The organism is Thermomicrobium sp. CFH 73360, assembly GCF_023806465.1.
Classification (GTDB): Bacteria; Chloroflexota; Chloroflexia; order Thermomicrobiales; family Thermomicrobiaceae; genus Thermomicrobium.
In genome coordinates, this window is sequence record NZ_JAMSLS010000002.1 from 655,173 (window position 1) to 673,423 (window position 18,251).

The window sequence follows — 18,251 nt, forward strand, 5'->3', positions numbered from 1 at the left end:
GCCCAACGGCCTACAGCGCCGGGACTCGATCCTTCCCCACTGCGACGTTCGTGATTGACGGTATACTGGAGACGGAACCCAGCCCCCGCGGGAGCACAGCCCACGGCGGTTTCAAGCTGGGAACGCTTCCGGGATGACCGGACGAATGTGAGGTGACCGGCGCGATGCTTGCAGCGAAGGTATTTCGGCCCGCGCCGGACACCGACTCCGAGGAACAACTCTGGCTCGGCTGCCCAATGCTGAAGAAGGTGACCTTTCAAACCAAACGTGGACGCAAGCGTACGGTTCTGCGCTGTGCATTGGGTTATGCACTGAACTCGCCAGCAGCGGTCGATCGTTGCCGAGAGACTGCTGGCCCGCACCAGTGTTGGCAATGCCAGGAATCTCTCGAAGCACGGCTCATCCGTGACACGGAGTGAGACCGTCAGTGCACTCGGAGTCGGATTCCGGCACCTGTCGTGGACAGCGGTCGCCTGAAAGCTTTCAGGCGACCGCTCTGCCTGTCAAAGCGGTCGCGAGCTCCGACCCGCAAAGATAGCCGTGGAGTGTCTTCCCGTGCAGCACCTTCCTCTCATCGTCCTCGTTGAGCCTGAATGGCCAACCCGCTCGTACGTGCGAGCAGAACTGGAAGAACTCGGATACGACGTCTCGGTTCACGCGCGAGCGGCGGATGCCATCGCGTATCTCGAACGTTGGGGACTCCGGCCGCACGTTATCGTCGTAGACTTGGCACAAGACGGACAGCAAGGAGAAGCGCTACGAACCCTCTTGGAGCATTATCCCGAGGCTGCGCTCATCCTTCTGGTCAGTCCACTACGAGCCGTACCACGCTGGCTGGAACAGCGGGCAGCGATTGTCCTCAAGCGACCCGTCACGATTCGGGATATCATCGCCACTGTCCAGCGGCTGGCCCCTTTGCCAGGAAATCCCAGCCGCGAAGCTTGAAGGAGAAGCTGTCGGAACACAGCAGCGTCATCGCGCCCTTCTTTTCCCACTCCGAGCCAGCCGGATAACCCAGAGCAATGGTCGGTCATGCAGCTGCGATCGCTCGCCCACCTGACTGGCGGGTGCGGGAAGGGGAAAGACAGTTCCCCTCCTCCCGACGTTGCTGCCTCATGTCCCTTGCCATTCACCGCACGTCAGGCCCGATCCTCTGTCTGGTACCACAGCAGCCGCTGTCTGGTCTGCTTCTCCCTACTCGATGTGTTTCGGAAGAGGAGAAGAGTAAGGAAGAGTTCGGGAAGGCAGAAAAAGGTGTCAGGACCTGTGTCGGCAACAGCGATCGTGTGCGCTGTTTCGAATCCCGTTCAGGGTCGCCACAGCCAGACGGAGAGCATGGACGTGCGCCACGTGCAGAGCCATGGTAGGAGCGAACGATCACGCCCTGGGAGGCGATGACATCCCCTGGGGTACCAATGCCGGGCGAAGAAGCAAGGTACGCTCCCCAAGGTAACCCACAGTATCCTTCAACAGCATCAGACCCAGTCGAAATACAGGACTGTGCTGCCCTCCGGTGCTCGCGGCTCATGTGGCAAGGCTTTCAGCAAGACAACTGGATGGTGATCCTCTCCAGACCCGTCACGGCGCCTGCTGTACTGGGCGACCAAAGCCAAACTTTCGGATGTGGTCGTTCAACCCACGTTAATGTAGCGCGAAACTGCAGTTAAACTCCGCTTCCTATACTGCAAACAGAGGATGGAGGACGGCCGGTGCGGCAGGAACGAACAGCAGTGCAGACCGGTAACCCAGCGCCGAGCCCAACCACGCAACAGCGCATCCTGGTTGTCGAGGACGATCCGACATTGTCACGGATCCTCGCCTACAGCCTCCAGCAACGTGGCTACAGCGTGTGGACCGCCAGCGAGGGGCGCCAGGCGATCATGCTTGCCCGAACTGTCCGCCCTGACCTTATTGTTCTTGACCTCATGCTGCCTGGCATCGACGGACGCGACGTCTGCCGGTTGATCCGCAAGTGGTTGAGCGCGCCGATTCTCGTTCTCACGGCTCGGGACAGTGAGGATGACATCGTGGCACTCTTCCAAGCGGGTGCCGACGACTACGTCACGAAGCCGTTCCGGACACGCGAACTCTTCGCTCGAATAGAAGCCCTCCTGCGCCGCTGGGGTGACTCCTCGCCAGGAAACGTTTTGACAGCGGGAACCCTGGTCATCTTCCGCGACGAGCATCGCGTCGTCTACCGCGGACGCGAGATCCGGCTGGCTCCCCGCGAGTTTGCGCTCCTGGCAGCACTCGTCGAGCGAGCCGGGCGGGTCTGCACACGGCAGGAGCTGCTCGATCTCGTCTGGGGCCGCGATATTGTCGACCTGCGGAATGTCGATGTGCATGTGCATCGCATCCGCGAGGCACTCGGAGGGGAGGCAGAAGGAGGACGACTCATTCAGACCGTGCATGGGATTGGGTACCGGTTCGTTCCAGAGATGCGAACAGAGGACGTTTTGAGCGAGGAGGGAGAAACTCATGGCTGAGACACCAATCCGCTGGAGCCGGCGACAGCTCATGACCCGCGTAGCGGCACTCGGAGTGGCTATGCCGGTAGCCAGCGCACTGGTCGCGGCGTGTCGCGGAGCGGAAGCAACGCCGACCACGGCACTCGGCGGACAGACACCTGCGGCTGGCGCGAGCCCCACGGCAGGAGAAACACCGGCGACAGTAGCGACACCGACGCGGCCCGCAGAGCTCAGCGGGACGATCGCTATCGATGGATCCAGTACCGTCTTTCCTATTTCGGAGGCCGTCGCCGAGGAGTTCCAGAAGCAGTATCCCAACGTCAAAGTCACGGTTGGAATTTCCGGCACCGGCGGCGGCTTCCAGAAGTTCTGCAATAAGGAGACCGATATCTCCGATGCCTCGCGTCCGATCAAGGATTCTGAACTCCAAGCTTGCGAGCAGAAGGGACGAGAGTTCATCGAGCTGCCGGTCGCTTTCGATGGGCTTGCCGTCGTTGTGAATCCCCAGAACGATTGGGTAAAAGAGCTCACTGTCGATGACCTCAAGAAGATATGGCAACCAGAAGCCCAAGGCACGATCACTCGCTGGAACCAGGTACGGCCAGAGTGGCCAGACGCCCCTCTCAACCTCTATGGACCGGGCACCGACTCCGGAACGTTCGACTACTTCACCGAGGCTATCAATGGGAAATCCGGCGCCAGCCGTGGCGACTACACCGCCTCGGAGGACGACAACGTGCTCGTGCAGGGAGTCGCTGGTGATAAGAATGCCCTCGGCTACTTCGGCTTAGCCTATGCCGTTGAGAATCAAGGCAAGGTGAAGATCGTCCCGATCGTCAACCCCAAGACAGGCCAACCAGTCGAGCCAAGCCTAGAAACCGTCAAGACGGGGCAGTACCAGCCACTTTCCCGGCCGCTCTTCATCTATGTCGCGCGAGATCAAGCTGATCGGCCGGAAGTGGAAGCGTTCGTCGAGTTTTACCTAGAGAATGCAGCGACGCTCGCTGAAGAGGTCGGATATATTCCGTTGCCGGACGAGGCGTACCAACTTGCCATGAAGCGCTTCCAAGATCGCAAAACGGGTTCCGTCTTTAAGGGTGTTGAAGTTGGCGTCTCGATCGAGGACGTGCTGAAGCGTGAGGAGTAACTTCCGGCGCCCCCGGGTGACCGGGTACAATCCGCGAGCGAGGGTTGAATCCCTCGCTCGCGGTCGATTGCTGCGCAGCGAGGTGACGAGGTGACGACCGAACCCTTTCTGGCGCCGGTGACGACTCCTGCGGAGCGTCGAGAATGGATTCTGCGTCTTCTCACCGGAACTCAACGGGTCGATCGGATACGTCGTCTCCGCGAGTCGATCATCCTCAGTCTACTCTTCCTCTCCGCACTGATCTCAGTTGCGACGACGATCGGGATCATCTACACGCTCAGCATTGAGACATTCCATTTCTTTCAGAGAGTATCGCTTATTGACTTCCTCACTGACACGCAGTGGACGCCACTCTTCACTGAGAAACACTTTGGTATTTGGCCGCTACTCACCGCCACACTGCTTGTCTCGGCCATCGCCATGCTTGTCGCATTACCGCTCGGACTTCTCGCTGCGATCGGGCTCTCGGAATACGCTTCTCCACGCCTCGCCAGCATCGTGAAGCCAATTTTGGAGATCTTAGCTGGTGTGCCGACAGTAGTGTACGGGTACTTCGCTTTGCTCTTCGTGACACCGCTCCTTAAGCGCTTCATCCCGCAACTCGAGGTATTCAATGCACTATCTGCTGGACTCGTCATGGGCATCATGATCCTACCGCTCGTCGCTTCGCTGTCCGAAGACGCGATGCGTGCTGTGCCCCAGAGCCTGCGCGAAGGTGCCTATGCACTCGGAGCAACCAAACTCGAGGTCGTCTGGCGTGTCGTTGTCCCCTCGTCGCTTTCCGGCATCGTGGCAGCATCTATCCTCGCAATCTCACGCGCGATCGGCGAGACGATGATCGTTGCTATCGCGATGGGACAAGTACCCCGCCTCACGCTGAATCCACTCGTGGCAATGGAAACAATGACTGCCTACATCGTCCAGGTAAGTCTGGGTGACACTCCACATGGATCGCTCGAGTACCAGACGATCTTTGCCGTGGGAACAGCTCTTTTTCTCATTACCATGGTGCTGAACCTCTTGAGTTACCGCTTCCTCCAGCGCTTCCGGGAGGTTTACGAGTGACAGCGCACGAAGTCCTGCCAATCGATCGAGAGTTCACTCCGCGCCTGGCGCTGCGTAAGCGGCTCGGTACGCTATTCGGCATTCTCAGCGCGCTGGCAATCATCATCGGGCTCACAACGCTCGGACTGCTCATCGCTGATGTTGTGCGCGATGGTTGGCACGTCCTTTCCTGGGACTTCTTGACAAGTTACCCCTCGCGGCGCCCCGAACAAGCAGGCATTCGCTCAGCGTTAGTTGGGACCTTCTACATCCTGATTCTGGTTGCCATCATCGCCTTCCCACTCGGTGTCGCGGCAGCGATCTATCTCGAAGAGTTCGCGCCGCGGAACCGGCTCACGGCGATCATCGAGGTCAATATCTCCAATCTCGCCGCGGTTCCCTCGATCGTGTATGGCCTCCTGGGAGTTGGTGTCTTTGTACGGACCTTCATGCTTGGGAGAAGTCTCATCGCAGGTGCCTTGACGTTGAGCCTCCTCGTCTTACCGATCATCATCATCGCCTCGCGCGAGGCCTTGCGAGCGGTCCCACCCTCGATCCGTGAGGCAGGACTGGCCCTTGGTGCGTCCCATTGGCAGACAGTGCGGCACTTCGTTTTGCCTGCTGCCCTTCCCGGTATCCTCACTGGGACGATCCTTGCCTTAGCACGCGCCATCGGCGAGACAGCACCGCTCATCACCATCGGGGCCTTGACCTACGTAGCGTTCACGCCCAAGAGCTTGTTCGACCCGTTCACTGTGCTTCCGATTCAGATCTTTAACTGGATTTCGCGGCCGCAAGCGGCCTTCCATGAACGAGCAGCTGGAGGCATTATCGTGCTGCTCGCCGTGCTGTTACTCTTCAACGGGCTCGCTATCTTCCTGCGCGCACGCCTGCAACGCCGTATCCGCTTCTGAAGGAGAGCAGTCCCATGACCCTGGTCACCCGTGAACCAGCCCGCTACATCGTCGAGCCAAGCGAGCCTTCAGCTCTCCGCATCGAGCGACTCAGCGTTTGGTATGGCCGGCACCAGGCCATTCGTGACGTCAGCTTTACGATTCCTGCACGTCGTATCACCGCGATTATCGGGCCTTCGGGATGTGGGAAGAGCACACTCTTGCGTGCCCTCAACCGGATGCATGACCTGACGCCAGAGGCGCGAGTCGAAGGCTCGGTACGGTGGGGAGAGATCGACCTCTACGCACCGACGACCGATCCGGTCTGGGTGCGACGCCACATCGGGATGATTTTTCAGAAGCCGAATCCTTTTCCAAAGAGCATCTTCGAGAATGTCGCTTTTGGCTTGCGCGTGAACGGATATCGTGGAGATATCGCCGCTCGGGTCGAAGAAGCTCTCCGCAAGGCTGCGCTATGGGATGAGGTGAAGGACAAGCTGCAAAAGAACGCCCTCACCCTCTCTGGCGGGCAGCAGCAGCGGCTTTGTATTGCCCGCGCCATCGCACTCGAGCCGCAGATCTTGCTCATGGACGAGCCCTGTTCAGCTCTCGACCCGGTGGCTACCATGCGGATTGAGGACCTGATGATCGAACTTGCTCATACCTACACGATTGTCATCGTCACGCACAACATGCAGCAAGCCTCGCGCGTCTCCCACTATACGGCCTTCATGCTGGCAGGGGAGGATCGTACCGGCGAGTTGATCGAGTATGCCCCAACTCGGGAGCTCTTCTTGCGCCCACGCGACCGACGCACTGAGGACTACATCACTGGTCGGATCGGGTAACCGTCCGACCACGGAGGAGTTCGGCTCATGGCTGACCCGATCGCCGCACTGACCAACGCGCAAGCGGCACGTGCCGAGGCAGCGCCCCGCGTGCAGGCACCGACTGCTGCTGGCATGGACGTGGAGCAGCTCTCCGCCTTCTACGGACGTTTCCAAGCGCTGGCCGAAATCACCCTTCCTATTCATCCCGGCGCAGTCACTGCGGTCATCGGCCCCTCCGGGTGCGGGAAATCGACCTTCATTCGCTGCTTGAACCGCCTACACGAGCTGACACCTGGCGCGCGGGTGACCGGGAGCGTGCGCTTGGAAGGTGTTGACATCTACCAGCCTGGGGTCGATCCGGCACGGGTGCGACAGCTGGTTGGTATGGTCTTCCAGAAACCAAACCCGTTTCCGACCCTCTCCATTTACGACAACGTCCTGGCAGGCGTCCGGCTCCATCGCTCTCGGCTCTCCCGTGCGGAGGCGGACGAGATCGTCGAGCGGAGTCTCCGTGCCGCCGCCCTTTGGGACGAGGTGAAGGACAAGCTGAAGGCTCCGGGGAGTTCTCTTTCCGGTGGACAGCAGCAGCGACTCTGCATCGCCCGTGCACTTGCTGTTGAGCCGCTCGTTCTCCTGATGGACGAGCCGACGAGCGCGCTCGATCCGATCGCTACCTACCGCATTGAGGAGTTAATCTGGGAGCTCAAGCAGCGCTATACGATCGTGATCGTCACCCACAATATGCAGCAGGCGGCGCGCATCGCTGACTACGTCGCCTTTCTCCTTGCTGGCGAGGAACGAACTGGACGCTTGATCGAATTCGACACCGCGCAGCGGATCTTCACGAATCCCAAGCGCAAGGAGACCGAGGACTACATCACTGGAAAGATCGGATAGTACACGATTGCGTTTTCGGCGTACACTTGTCACACTTCGCGGATCGTCTGCCGTGTCCTGAAGCGAGCGTGGATACGTGATCGACGTATCCACCGGGAGCGAAAGCGAGGTATCGAGATGGCAACTCGAGCGCGTGCAGAATTCGAGCGCGACCTGCAGACCCTGCGCCAAGAAGTACTCAACCTCGGCAGTATGGTCGAGAAAGCGGTCGAACGTGCCGTCGAAGCGCTCAAGCGTTATGACGTGTCTCTCGCACAAAGCATTATCGAGCGCGACCGCGAGATTGACGAGCGCAGCTATGCGCTGGAGGAACGTGCGCTTCTCCTCATCGCAACGCAACAGCCGATGGCTACTGACCTCCGGATCATCGCTGCGACACTGTTCATCATTAGCGAACTCGAGCGAATCGGCGACTATGCCGAAGGGCTGGCGAAGATCGCGATTCGCCTCAGTGCCTGGCCACCGCTCAAACCACTAATCGACATTCCCCGCATGGCCGAGATCTCGGTCGATATGTTGCGACAGGTCCTCGACGCTTTTATCGAGATGGATTTGGAGCGGTGTCGGGCAATCTGGTGTCGTGACGACGAGGTTGATGCCCTCTACGATCAGGTGTACCGCGAATTGCTCACCTACATGATGAGTGACCCTCGGACGATTGAGCGAGCCACACTGCTCTTGTGGGCTGCGCACAACCTGGAGCGGATCGCCGACCGGGTGACAAACATCTGTGAGCGGGTCGCCTTTGTCATCACGGGGGATCCACGGGCACTCGTCAGCCCTGCCGAACCTGATTATGCTGGTGAGCGTGAAGCCGAGTTCGACGTTGAGTGAGGAGGGGGCTCACCATGCTTTGGGCAGCGGTCATCCGGTACGGCAATCCCGAAAAGATCCAGGAAGTCCGCCCCGTCCACCGACAGTACTTGCGCTCCTTGCGTGAGCAAGGCAAGCTCTGGGCATCCGGCCCGTTTGTTGACGATAGCGGCGCGCTCATTATCTACGAGGCAGAAACGGAAGAAGAGGCGCGAACGCTCATTGAAGGCGACCCGTTCTTCGAAGCGGGAGTCTTTCAAGACATTCACCTGAAGCCGTGGAACATCGTGTTCACGCCGCCATCCCAGTGACCAATTGCATCTGGCCTGCTACGATGTCACTGCCGTACCATCCGGTACGGCGGTTCATCGTGGCAGCGTTTGGACGGGAGGACCGCAATGGCGATCGAAGCTGGCATCCGGACGTATCATCTTCTGATTGATGGGCAGTTCGTGCCGGCTGCAAGTGGTGAGACATTCCCCACGTACAACCCAGCAACGAACGACGTTATCGGCTACGTCGCCAAGGCTGGACGCGACGATGTGGACCGAGCCGTCCGTGCTGCTCGGCGCGCCTTCGACGAGGGACCGTGGGGCCGCATGACGCCGAACGAGCGAGCCCGGCGGTTGCGCAAGGTTGCAGAACTCCTCCGTGAGCGATTGGACGAACTCGCCCGCTTGGAGACACTCAATTGTGGGAAGATCATCGTCGAGTCACGCATGGATGTGGCATCCGCGGCAAATTGCTTTGAGTACTATGCCAATCTCGCGGGTCAGATCTGGGGTGAGACGATTCCCATGAATGGACCGCTACTCGACTACACGGTGCGTGAGCCATATGGCGTCTGTGGTCAGATTATCCCGTGGAACTTCCCGATCTTGATGGCAGCTTGGAAGCTTGCACCAGCGCTAGCAGCGGGGAACACGGTCGTTCTTAAGCCCGCGAGTTACACCCCGATCACTGCGCTCGTTCTTGGACAGATCTGTTTGGAAGCGGGAATTCCGGAAGGTGTTGTCAATGTCCTCACTGGGCCAGGCAGTGAGGTCGGCGCGGCAATCTGCGAACATCCGCTCGTCGACAAGATCGCTTTCACCGGCGAGACGGAGACAGGGCGTGAAATCCTGCGGCTGAGCGCAGGGACAATCAAGAAGGTCTCCCTCGAACTCGGTGGCAAGTCCCCGAACATCGTGTTCCCAGACGCCGATCTGGAGGAGGCCGTCAATGGCTCGCTGTTTGCGATTTTTTCCAATGCTGGTCAGCGCTGCACAGCACGAACGCGCCTGCTGCTTCACGAGTCGATTCATGATCACTTCATGGACGATTTCCTGCGCAAGGCCAGCCAGCTCCGGATTGGTGACCCGCTCGATGAGAAGACCCAACTCGGTCCACTCGTTTCGCAGCGGCAGTGCGAGCGTGTGCTGAGCTACGTGGAGCGCGCTACGAGCGAGGGTGCCACACTCCGCCTCGGCGGCAAGCGACCAGACGATCCCGCCCTGCAGCGAGGGAACTTCGTCGAACCGACAATCTTCGATGACGTCCAACCGCAGATGACGATCGCTCGGGAGGAAGTGTTTGGCCCGGTGCTCTCGGTGATCCCCTTCCGCACCGAGGATGAGGCTGTAGAGATCGCCAACGCGACGATCTATGGGCTGGCAGCAACAATTTGGACAAACGACATCAAGCGTGCCCATCGCCTCGCCGCGCGCATTAGGGCTGGCAACATCAGCATCAACTATCCAGTCGTCAATCCACCGGAAGCACCGTTCGGCGGCTTTAAGCAGAGCGGGATCGGTCGAGAGCTCTCACGGCACGCTCTTGACCTCTATACGCAGGTCAAGAACGTGGTGGTTGGACTCAGCGAGCAGCGCTTCGATTGGTACGGCAACTGGCCTCCGGGACGGTGAACCACCAATTACTTCCGATTACTTAGGGAGCAAGGAACGAGGGCCAGCCTGCAGCCGCGAGCTGGCCCTCGCGTTCCAGATACTGCAAGACAGTCTCGATGAACGTCCCGTGACTCCAGCTCAAGGGGCTCACCGAGAGCGGTTCGCCGGTCTCCGGATGCACCTGCTCGGCCAGCACCCCGCTGGGGAGTGCATGGGTCACGACCCAGTCAAGGAGCTCCTGCGCCCGCCCAAGTTCTCCGGGCGAAACGGCTCGGGCGATATGCCACTCCGCGAGCCAGAGCGTGCAAATGAACCAGGGGTTACCAGGAACGCGTTCCAGATCCCGGCTCATCTGATAGTAATAGTCATCCTCATAGCGAGCGACACCGCCGACCGGCGTCTTGACCCACAGCCGCTCCTCGATCGCCCGCATCGTTGCCACAATGCGAGGATCGCGAGGAGGAAGAAGACCGAAGAGAAAGAGGCCCGCGAGACTGGAGTCCAGCGTCGGATCTGGTTGAACGTCCCCGCTGGGTCCGACCAGGAGTGTACGGGCGAATCGCCCGAGTTCCGGGCGATAGAGGTGACGCAACGCAGCGTCCCGCATGTCGTTGGCGGCTCGTTCCCACGTGTCGGCAAAATGATCATCACCAAAGATCCGCGCTAACTGTGCCGCTGCACGAAGCCCCGAAAAGACGGCCGCGACGGTGAACGCGTGGATCCCGCGGCGCTCTTCCCACAGGTCGTACGACGGTGCCGGGAGGCCAGTGACAGGATCGCGGTAGGAAGCAAGGAAGCGGGCGGAGGGAACCACCATCGGACTATAGAGTTCCCGGAGGAGCTCGAGGTCGCGCGTCTTTCGGTAGTACTTCCAGAGCGCCGCTAGCACAAGCGCAGTGCTGTCCTCCTGGATCGGGAATTGGAGTTCGCCGGACGGGCCAGCCCAGGGATGCCAACTGGAGCCAGCTGAGCCGTCCGGATTGTACTTGTGGAGGAAGAACCCGTAGTGTGTCACCAGTCCTCCCATGAATACGAAGAAGCGGCGCGCCAGCTCTGGATAGCCTGCGTCAAGGAGCGCCTCGGCAATGAGCGCGCCATCCCGCGGCCAAACGTAGCTGTAGGTATCGCGCCCAAACTGCAGGATATCCGAGTCGTTCGCAGCTAGAATCGCTCCCCCCTCGTCAATTTGTGTGCGGAGGATCAAAAGACTCTGGCGATAGAGTCGCTGGAGAGGGACGGGCAGCATTGCAAGTCGCGGGGGATCTGGCTCAATCCAGCTCCGCCAATATCGGCGGACGCGGGTGAGCAGGGTGTCAGGGCGATACTGCAGCACGAACTGGTGCAACCGGTAGACATCCGCAAAGCGCAGCCCTGCCGCCATCCAAAAGGTTACGGTCGCTGTGCCACCGGCGGAAAGCGAGAATTCCAAGCCGCCGATCGAGTCGACCGACCCTTGTGCGATCGGATTCCCACTGAGCTGTCCGTCCTCGGCATCGCGCCACGTCCCCTCGTGGCCTCGGAACGCCTTATTGCCACAGGCAAAACAGTGATATCCCGGGCGATCACCCGCCCAGCCGGAGAACCAGAAATACCGCTTCCCTTTGTAGTGGACGAGTGCCCGTGCCGTCGGCTCATAGTAGACCGTCTCACCGTCGGCGTAACCCCAGAGATGGCCATCGAAATGCAGGAAGAGGCGGACTTGCCGTGAGCTGCCACGCTCGTCCCGCACCGTGACCTGGCGGATCCAGAGATCGTCCTCAAGTCCGACAGCGTCACGGATATGCAGGGAGAGACCAAGCCGCAGATGCCGAAGGCGCACATCAGTGACCAGCGTTCTTTCCTCATAGCGAAGCTCGCGCTCCCATCCCTCGTCAGAGAGCCAGGCGAACTCCCCATCACACCAAATTCCAAAACGGTTAAGACGCCCCTGAGTATGATTCTCTTGGCCCACTCGGGGATAGTACACGTCGCGGAGGGTATACGTCCGGTCGAAAGCGAGAAGGAGACGGCCGTTCCCAATGGGGAGATCCCGAGGCATCGGCAATCCTTCCGACCACATTCACGGCAACGGTGGTATGGCCAGCGCCGCCTCCAGGGCATAGCGCAGGAGACTTGTCACTGTCATCACAGATGTTGCGGCGGCAAACGCAAAGAGGCCCGGACCTCCGAGGTCCTGCCAGCGTTCCGCTCGCTCAAACCAGTGCGTTACCAGCAGGGCCACCGGCCAAGCGAGCAGCGCGAGCGTGACAACCGCCGCGATGAGGAGCATCACTGCGACTGGGACGTACCACTTGATTGGCCCAGTCATCACAAGCCAGCCGAATCCCGTGAGCGCAAGCCCAAGCGGCAGACCATCACGGCCAAGGTGAAACGATGGCGACGGATGTCGGAATGCTGGCCGCCAGGTCGTCGACTGGAAGACCCACCACAGGAGCACCCCCAACGTCACCCCCGTCCACCCGCCGGTCAGATAGCGCAGTGTGTTTCGCGGCTCGTACAGTGTCGGGAGATGGAGGTCGGCAGCGAGCGCATTGAGCCCATCGATACCGAGAAGAGCGATTCCCGCCGCGAGCACAGCGAGGGTGGCAGCCCGGGGCGAGCCAACTGCGCCACGCGAGTGACGGAGAGCGAGCCAGGTGACCGTGAGCAGCGAGCCTCCATAAATACCCGTCATGCGGGCATCGAAGGGAAGCTGATGCGGGCCGAACCAGAATGAGTGGCTGGGGCGCTGCGCACAGAGACCATGGAGTGCAGCGCGCGTCGCAAGCTCCACCTGGCTCGGTGAGACAAGCCAGCTTCCAAGAACAACAAGGAGCAGCACGACTGGCGGAAGCAGCTCCCGGATCGCCGCAAAAATGACAGCTCGAGAACGAACTCTCCCGGTCACGCTCGACGCTCCGCTCGCAACGCCCCAGCATACCACTTTCCAGTCCAGACGAGGGTATAGGACGATCGGGGGTGTTCGGACACATTGACCGTACACCCTCTGACGGGTACCATTGCCGCGGCATGCCATCTGGCAAGGCCAGCCACAGCGAGGGGGACACGATGCGGGAGCTGCGACTCACACGACGGGTGCTCCTGCGGGTCGCTGGAGGCGCTGTCATCGCGACGGTGACAGAATTCCAGGGAACACACGCCCGAGCCGGTACCATCACTCGGACAAGCTGGCTTGTGGAGGGGCCGTTCCCGTCAGTCGGTCAGCTCCTCACGCCGGTCTATCCGCTCCCGACGCCGTTCACGAGCATCGAAGTCAGCTGGCGAGCCAGTGTCCCCCCGGGCGCACTCTTCCAGGTTCTGGTTCGTCTTGCTGGGGCAAATGACTCGTGGAGTGACTGGATTGCACTCACTGCTGATCCGCACACGCCGCCGCGCGAGCCGGATGGGTGGACGTACGCGCCTCCCATCCTGGCAACGGGCCAGCAGCTGCAGCTGCTCATGCGCTGCGAGCCGGGGATCGATGGAGCGACTCCCCGAGTCGATGCGGTCCGCGTGACGGCGGTCGATACACGGGGAACAGATATCCAATGGCTCGCGGTGACCGATTTGCTTGACGGATGGATCATTTCGCGCGCTGGCTGGGGTGCGGATGACACACTTCGCTTCGATAAGCAGGGGAACGAGATTTGGCCACCGCGCTATGCGCCTATCCAGAAAGTCATCATCCACCACACAGTCACCCGCAACGACCCACCTGATCCAGCAGCGACCATCCGCGCCATCTATGCGTATCATGCGGTGACACTCGGCTGGGGAGATATCGGATACAACTTCGTCGTCGACTGGCAAGGTCGGGCGTACGAGGGACGCTACGGCGGGCCGAATGTGATTGGCGCACATACGGCCGGGTACAATACCGGAACACTCGGCATCGCCGTCCTGGGTGACTTCTCCGCGACCCCGCCACCGCAGGCCGCGCTCGATGCACTGGCCCGCTTGATCCGCACGCGGGCCGGCAACCTGGATCCGGCAGGGATCGGAGCATTCCGCGACCTCGTTGATGTCCCGAACATTGGCGGGCACCGTGACTACAACATCACCGAGTGCCCGGGGGATCAGCTGTATGTGCAGCTTCCGGTTCTCCGCGGCATGCTCAAGGGAACCGGCCCAATCGTCTTCCCCTCGAGGCCGCGTCGGCTTGAGCCGAAAGCAGAGCTTGTCCGTGTGACCTTCACTCCATCCAGCGAACTTTACGCCGGCACGCTGGTGCGGGTCGATGCCGTTGTGCGGAACGTCGGGCCCATCGATGTGCCGACACAAGGGCCACCACCCGGGTTCATCTACGAAGAAGGGCAGACCTTTGACACCGTCGGTTATCCCAAAGAAGAAGGAGCGTTCCGCATCGGCGTCGACTTTGACGGGAACACCGGCATCCCAAACCCATTCCGCTGGGGGTTCCCGGGACCACTTCCGCCAGGACAGGAAGTGACCGTTACCGGGTTCATCCGCCTCCGCTCGGTGCGCCAATGGAAGCTGAGCGCGAGCCTTGTTCGCGAGTTCGTGCGCTACGAGCAACAAGGAGTCTTCCCACAGGAACTCCGGACCTTGCCGCCCCCTACCGCTCCTGTCCCGCCGAGCACCGACCCGGAGATGGTCTACTTCGACGTGACCGGACACAACGTGCCGCGCCTATTCTATGAGTTCTGGCGAGCAAATGGCGGGCTCGAGCGCTTCGGTTACCCCCTCACCGAACCCTTCGTTGAAGTGTCGGCGACTGATGGCCAACAGTATCTGGTGCAGTATTTCGAGCGTGCTCGTTTTGAACACCATCCGGAGCTGGCAGGTACCCCCTTCGAAGTCCTGCTCGGTCTGCTCGGGGTCGAGCGAACACGTGGTCGGGAGAATGAGCCTCCATTCCGACCAGTTTCACGACCAGCTGATCCTCATGTGGACTTCTTTGTTGAAACGCAACACACGCTGCGACCGCCCTTCCAAGCGTACTGGTGGAGCCGCGGTGGCGCGGCGGTCTTTGGCTATCCGATCAGTGAGCCGTTCGAAGAGGTCAGCAAAACCGATGGACAACGGTATCTGGTGCAGTACTTCGAGCGGAACCGCATGGAGTACCATCCAGAACTGCGTGGTACGCCGTTCGAGATTCTGCTTGGTCATCTTGGCCGCGAAACACTGATCGACCGCGGTTGGCTACCTGGTGCTTAAGTTGGTGTCAACCGAGCAGGCTCACGAGTTGTCGACGGAAGACGGAGCGGGTGACCTGGCTTAGGATCGGAAATTCGGTCTGCCCCGATACGAGCACGCGGGAGGCAATGGCAACGCCGACCGCGAGCGGAAGGAGAAGGCCGAGCCACACTACACAGGCCAAGAGGGGTTCAAGGCTCCTGAGACCAATCGCCAAACAGGCAAAGAGCAGGAGGAAGATCAAACCCACCCCGCCGAACACCAACCCTTGCAGGGCATGGACTGTGGCAAACCGGCTCCGTCGCTCATTTGCGAAGAGCACGATGAGTGGCACAACGACCCAGAAGATGTAGCCAAACGCCGCGAGCAAACGGTCATTCTGCCCTTCAGGAGAGAGGGATTTGAAATCAGGGTCAGGCTCACCGTTGGATGGTGAAGAGACGCATCCATCCACGAGAGCCTCCTTCCATGAACGAAGTTTCACAACGTTCGTCATGGGATCGTGACCGAACGGGATAGCTGAGCGAGCCCGGAGGAGTACGGAGACCGAAGGCGTTCAATCGTCAGCACTGGCCGATTCATCATTCTCACCCTCATGGTTGTACGTAGGCCTGCCTTGTCCCGGTGACTCTCCCGGGCTCAAGATCGGTCCAAGCTGGTGGCGGAAAAGTGCACGCGTGAGCTCGCTGAGCAGCGGAAACTCGTTCTGCCCGACCGTGTAGGTTCGGTATGCACAGTAGATTCCCAACGCGAGCGGCAGGAAGTAGCCAAGCCACAAGATACAGGCAAGTGGTGGAATGATCGCAGTAAGGGCCGCGCTCACGCACGTATACAGAAGCACGAACAGAATACTGGCTCCACCAAGGACGAGGCCTTGGAGCGCGTGGACATAGGCGAATGCGCTACGTCGTAGATCTGTCAAAAGGACAATGACTGGAACGACGATCCAAAAGATGTAGCCAAGTGCTGCAAGAAGCCGATCGTTGTCACTACTTGGTTGCAGGTGCGCGAAACTTGGGCCGGTCGGTTGGTTCGGCGTCTGTGCAGTTCCCGACGCGTTCATGGGGACCCTCCTTGCTTCACTATCATCGGACGACGTTTTACCGGTGTGCTCCTTGACCACCCCCGGTGAACGCGCAAGACGTCACGTTCCGTCGAAACCGAGCCGGTGACGACGCAACGAGACGAAACACCCGTGACCGATGACCAGGTGGTCGACGACGTCGATCCCCAGCAGCCGGCCTGCCCCGACCGCACTCCGTGTCAACTCGATATCTGCTCGCGACGGTGTTGGATCTCCGGAAGGATGATTGTGCAACAGAACAAGCGCTGGCGCATTCGAGCGGATGGCTTCCCGAAAGAGCTCCGCGATCCGCACCTGTGCACCGTTGACGTGCCCCTGAGCCACCGTCACTGTGCGGAGCACACGATTGCGTGTGTCGAGCAACAATACCCGGAGCTGTTCCTGTTCCAGCGTCGCCATGTCTGCGCCGGCAACCGCGTACGCGTCTTCTGGCGTCCGAATTGTCGGGCGCTCCTCCGGTTGCGCGAGTGCAAGCCGCCGTCCAAGTTCCAGCGCAGCCTGAAGCTTGGCCGCTTTCGCCTCACCGAGACCATGGAAGCGCTGCAGCGTGGCGAAGTCCGCTCGGGCCAGTCCGACCAATCCACCAAACTCGACGAGCAACCGCTGTGCCAACTCAAGCACCGACTCCCCACGCGTGCCAGTGTTCAAGATGACGGCCAGGAGCTCGGCATTGGTCAGCACCTGCGGCCCGAGTTGGCGCAAACGTTCGCGCGGTCGCTCGCTCGCTGGTAACTCCTTCACCGAGATGTGGTAGTTCCCCTGTCCTTCGCTCATCGGTAACACGCTCCCTGGAAGACAGTCAGGGCCGAGTGTGCAGGGATAGACACAAACAGTCAAGGGACCTCCTGCAACCTTGAAAGAACCCAGGCAGAGGGTCAGGACGGTACATCATCCGAACCAGCGAGAATCCGCCGCTTGTTGCGCAATCAGCCCAAGTTGCGAGACGAGCATCGCAAAAGGTGCCACCCCGCTCGGATGGAGTGGCCACGACGGAGGAGAATGAGGCGCAGGTATACTTGTTCTCGGCGCCGCGGCAACCGCTGCGGCGCCACACTCCAGGGAGATGATCCCGAGCACCGAGGAGATGACCGTGATCTTTAGTCGTTTTTTCCGCCGGCGCACACCGCCGACTCCGCAGTTAGAGAGTGGGCTCAGGCGCAGCCGGCAGGGCATTTTCCGTCAGATTGTGCAGCTGTTCGAGCGCAACCAGGTCGACGAGGAGCTGTTCGAAGACCTTGAGGCGCTTCTGATCCAAGCTGACCTTGGCGTGACAACGACCGAGGCGCTTCTGGAGCGGCTGCGCGAGCGTGTTCGCCGTGGCGAGGTCCGTGACCCGGTCGAGGCACGGGAAGCGCTGCGCGACGAGATGGTTGCCTTGCTGGAATCAGCGATGCGGAACCGTCGCGTGAAGATCTACCAGCGTGGTGTTCCGTTCGTCTCACTGGTTGTCGGTGTGAACGGAACGGGCAAGACAACGACCATCGCCAAGTTGGCACGCTATCATCTCGACCAAGGGCGGTCCGTTCTGCTTGTCGCTGCTGACACATTCCGCGCTGCGGCCATCGATCAGCTCAAGACCTGGGGAGAGCAACTCGGGATACCAGTCATCGCGCACGCCCCGGGCGCGGATCCGGGTGCCGTGGTCTTTGATGGCATGCAGGCCGCGCACAATCGGGGGATCGACGTCCTCTTGATCGATACGGCCGGACGGCTGCACACGAAGTCGAACCTAATGGCCGAGTTGGCCAAGATCCGGCGTGTCATTCAGCGGCACGTCCCGGAGGCTCCGCACGAAGTGCTGCTGGTGATCGACGCGACGACAGGGCAGAACGGGCTCAACCAGGCCCGTGTTTTCACCGAGGCCGCAGGCGTGACAGATATCGCGCTCACCAAGCTGGACGGCACGGCCAAGGGCGGTATCGCTTTCGCCATCGCCCGGGAGCTGGGGATCCCGATCGCCTACGTCGGCACGGGCGAAAAACCAACCGACTTTGCCGAGTTCGACCCCGAGACCTACGTTGACGCCCTGTTCTTCGGGGACGAGGAGGACTGA

17 protein-coding genes are annotated in these 18,251 nt (G+C 60.6%); 12 read left to right on the forward strand and 5 right to left on the reverse strand.

Annotated features, from left to right (window positions below):
- Positions 1-555: 555 nt before the first annotated feature.
- From NET03_RS06255 to NET03_RS06300, 10 genes are all read left to right on the forward strand, one after another.
- A complete protein-coding gene (locus tag NET03_RS06255; RefSeq protein WP_252128040.1) occupies positions 556-945 on the forward strand; it encodes a DNA-binding transcriptional response regulator in 390 nt (129 codons plus the stop codon).
- 764 nt (positions 946-1,709) lie between these two features.
- Positions 1,710-2,486 (forward strand): response regulator transcription factor, encoded by a 777-nt coding sequence (locus NET03_RS06260; RefSeq protein ID WP_252128041.1) that lies wholly within the window; start codon positions 1,710-1,712, stop codon positions 2,484-2,486.
- Positions 2,479-3,615 carry a PstS family phosphate ABC transporter substrate-binding protein gene (locus NET03_RS06265; RefSeq protein WP_252128042.1) on the forward strand — a complete coding sequence of 379 codons (1,137 nt, stop codon included), beginning with the start codon at positions 2,479-2,481 and terminating at the stop codon, positions 3,613-3,615. The genes NET03_RS06260 and NET03_RS06265 overlap by 8 nt, the downstream gene beginning before the upstream one ends.
- 186 nt (positions 3,616-3,801) lie before the next feature.
- Complete coding sequence (pstC, locus tag NET03_RS06270) at positions 3,802-4,680, forward strand: phosphate ABC transporter permease subunit PstC (protein WP_353655789.1); 879 nt, start codon at positions 3,802-3,804, stop codon at positions 4,678-4,680.
- Positions 4,677-5,573, forward strand: a complete 897-nt coding sequence (pstA, locus tag NET03_RS06275; protein WP_252128044.1) for a phosphate ABC transporter permease PstA — start codon at positions 4,677-4,679, stop codon at positions 5,571-5,573. The genes pstC and pstA overlap by 4 nt, the downstream gene beginning before the upstream one ends.
- A gap of 14 nt (positions 5,574-5,587) precedes the next feature.
- Positions 5,588-6,400, forward strand: coding sequence for a phosphate ABC transporter ATP-binding protein PstB (pstB, locus tag NET03_RS06280; RefSeq protein ID WP_252128045.1), 813 nt, complete (start codon positions 5,588-5,590; stop codon positions 6,398-6,400).
- A 114-nt stretch (positions 6,401-6,514) separates the two neighbouring features.
- Complete coding sequence (gene pstB / locus NET03_RS06285) at positions 6,515-7,279, forward strand: phosphate ABC transporter ATP-binding protein PstB (protein ID WP_252128143.1); 765 nt, start codon at positions 6,515-6,517, stop codon at positions 7,277-7,279.
- Between the two features lie 117 nt (positions 7,280-7,396).
- On the forward strand, positions 7,397-8,113 hold the full coding sequence (gene phoU / locus NET03_RS06290; protein WP_252128046.1) for a phosphate signaling complex protein PhoU: 717 nt from the start codon (positions 7,397-7,399) through the stop codon (positions 8,111-8,113).
- Positions 8,114-8,127: 14 nt separating this feature from the next.
- A complete protein-coding gene (locus NET03_RS06295) occupies positions 8,128-8,403 on the forward strand; it encodes a YciI family protein (protein ID WP_252128047.1) in 276 nt (91 codons plus the stop codon).
- An 87-nt stretch (positions 8,404-8,490) separates the two neighbouring features.
- Positions 8,491-9,996, forward strand: coding sequence for an aldehyde dehydrogenase family protein (locus NET03_RS06300; protein ID WP_252128048.1), 1,506 nt, complete (start codon positions 8,491-8,493; stop codon positions 9,994-9,996).
- Positions 9,997-10,018: 22 nt separating this feature from the next.
- Here NET03_RS06300 and NET03_RS06305 read toward each other — a convergent pair whose 3' ends face one another.
- Both NET03_RS06305 and NET03_RS06310 read right to left on the reverse strand, forming a co-directional pair.
- On the reverse strand, positions 10,019-12,016 hold the full coding sequence (locus NET03_RS06305; RefSeq protein ID WP_252128049.1) for a glycoside hydrolase family 15 protein: 1,998 nt from the start codon (positions 12,014-12,016) through the stop codon (positions 10,019-10,021).
- Between the two features lie 21 nt (positions 12,017-12,037).
- The gene (locus tag NET03_RS06310; RefSeq protein ID WP_252128050.1) at positions 12,038-12,865 is read right to left on the reverse strand and encodes a DUF2085 domain-containing protein; all 828 of its coding nucleotides are present in this window, start codon (positions 12,863-12,865) and stop codon (positions 12,038-12,040) included.
- A gap of 161 nt (positions 12,866-13,026) precedes the next feature.
- Here NET03_RS06310 and NET03_RS06315 point away from each other — a divergent pair, with 161 nt between their 5' ends.
- Positions 13,027-15,135, forward strand: a complete 2,109-nt coding sequence (locus NET03_RS06315; protein WP_252128051.1) for an N-acetylmuramoyl-L-alanine amidase — start codon at positions 13,027-13,029, stop codon at positions 15,133-15,135.
- A 7-nt stretch (positions 15,136-15,142) separates the two neighbouring features.
- Here the strand turns inward: NET03_RS06315 and NET03_RS06320 are convergent, their stop codons facing one another.
- The 3 genes from NET03_RS06320 to radC form a co-directional block, all read right to left on the reverse strand.
- Positions 15,143-15,568, reverse strand: coding sequence for a hypothetical protein (locus NET03_RS06320; protein WP_252128052.1), 426 nt, complete (start codon positions 15,566-15,568; stop codon positions 15,143-15,145).
- A gap of 102 nt (positions 15,569-15,670) precedes the next feature.
- Positions 15,671-16,177, reverse strand: a complete 507-nt coding sequence (locus tag NET03_RS06325) for a hypothetical protein (RefSeq protein WP_252128053.1) — start codon at positions 16,175-16,177, stop codon at positions 15,671-15,673.
- A gap of 81 nt (positions 16,178-16,258) precedes the next feature.
- Complete coding sequence (radC, locus tag NET03_RS06330; RefSeq protein ID WP_252128054.1) at positions 16,259-16,972, reverse strand: RadC family protein; 714 nt, start codon at positions 16,970-16,972, stop codon at positions 16,259-16,261.
- Between the two features lie 316 nt (positions 16,973-17,288).
- On the opposite strand from radC, the gene ftsY reads away from it, so the two are divergent.
- On the forward strand, positions 17,289-18,251 hold the full coding sequence (gene ftsY / locus NET03_RS06335) for a signal recognition particle-docking protein FtsY (protein WP_353655790.1): 963 nt from the start codon (positions 17,289-17,291) through the stop codon (positions 18,249-18,251).